This is a genomic window from Achromobacter marplatensis (genome assembly GCF_002209535.1).
Classification (GTDB): domain Bacteria; phylum Pseudomonadota; class Gammaproteobacteria; order Burkholderiales; family Burkholderiaceae_B; genus Achromobacter; species Achromobacter marplatensis.
On the sequence record NZ_NJIG01000046.1, the window covers coordinates 1 to 1,381 of the forward strand.

Consider the following 1,381-nt stretch of genomic DNA (forward strand, 5'->3'; position numbering starts at 1 on the left):
GGGAGTGTCATAAATTTTGTGTTTGAGGCCTAACATACCGCTCAAGGAGCACATGTATGGCCACAAAGAAGAAACCTCCCCTGAGGGAACTGCCGTCGATCCCGGCAGATCTGGTTGATCAGTTCGTTAAAGGTCCGATGACTGCCGAGGCGGTGCAGGACCTGTCGATGGCGTTCAAGAAGGCGCTGATCGAACGGGCGTTGGGCGCCGAACTAGGCCACCATCTGGGGTATCCCCCGGGCGGAGATCGCCCCGAGCAAGCCACTAACCAGCGCAACGGCAGAAGCCGCAAGACGGTGCTCACCGACGATGGGCCGTTGCAGGTGGACATCCCGCGTGACCGCGACGGCAGCTTCGCGCCGATCCTGATCCCCAAGCACGAGCGCCGCTTTACCGGGTTCGATGACAAGATCATTGCGATGTACGCCCGCGGCATGACGGTGCGCGAGATCCAGGGGTTCCTGGCCGAGCAGTACGGAACTGAGGTCTCGCCGGAGTTCATCAGTTCGGTGACCGACGCGGTCATGGACGAGGTCACGGCTTGGCAGACACGGCCCTTGGAGACGATGTATCCGGTGGTGTTCTTCGACGCGCTGCGGGTCAAGATCCGCGAGGACGGAGTGGTACGCAACAAGGCGGTGTACCTGGCGCTGGCGGTGCTGCCAGATGGCACACGCGACATCCTGGGCCTGTGGATCGAGCAGACCGAAGGCGCCAAGTTCTGGATGAAGGTGTTCAACGAACTGAAGACCCGCGGCACGCAGGACATCCTGATCGCCGTCACGGATGGCTTGAAGGGGATGGAACAGTCGCTGAACGCCGTGTTCCCGGCCACGACGCTGCAGACCTGCATCGTGCACCTGATCCGCTCGAGCCTGGACTACGCCAGCTGGAAGGAACGTCGGACGGTGGCAGCGGCCTTGAAGCCGATCTACACGGCAGCGACTGTGGAGGCTGCGTTGGCTGCGCTAGCGGCGTTCGAGCAAGGCCCGTGGGGTCAACGTTACGCGCCAATCGCAGAAGCATGGCGCCGGGCCTGGGATCGGGTGATCCCGTTCTTTATGTTCCCGCCAGCGATCCGCAAGGTGATTTATACCACCAACGCCATCGAGAGCATCAACGCGCAGTTGCGCCGGGCAGTGAAAACGCGAGGGCACTTCCCCAGCGATGAGGCCGCCACCAAGCTGCTATGGCTGGTCCTGCGCAACGTCACTGACGGCTGGGGCAGCGCCACCCACGACTGGAAGGCCGCCATGAACCAGTTCGCAGTGATTTATGCAGAGCGCTTCACTGACCCGTATCGCTGAGATAGCATCGACATGTCTGATCCTCTATGGGTTCAGGCTCTGAGTGCCTTAAACACAAAAAAACTGACACTCCC

At 61.2% G+C, this 1,381-nt stretch carries 1 protein-coding gene; it reads left to right on the forward strand.

Annotation, left to right across the window (positions count from 1 at the left end; all coding sequences use genetic code 11):
• Window positions 1–56: 56 nt before the first annotated feature.
• Window positions 57–1,307, forward strand: a complete 1,251-nt coding sequence (locus CEY09_RS31730; RefSeq protein WP_088591677.1) for an IS256 family transposase — start codon at window positions 57–59, stop codon at window positions 1,305–1,307.
• Window positions 1,308–1,381: the final 74 nt, after the last annotated feature.

What these genes read in the sequence shown, in the direction of transcription:
- CEY09_RS31730 (WP_088591677.1), top strand. Translation starts at nt 57, where the DNA reads ATGGCCACAAAGAAGAAACCTCCCCTGAGGGAACTGCCGTCGATCCCG.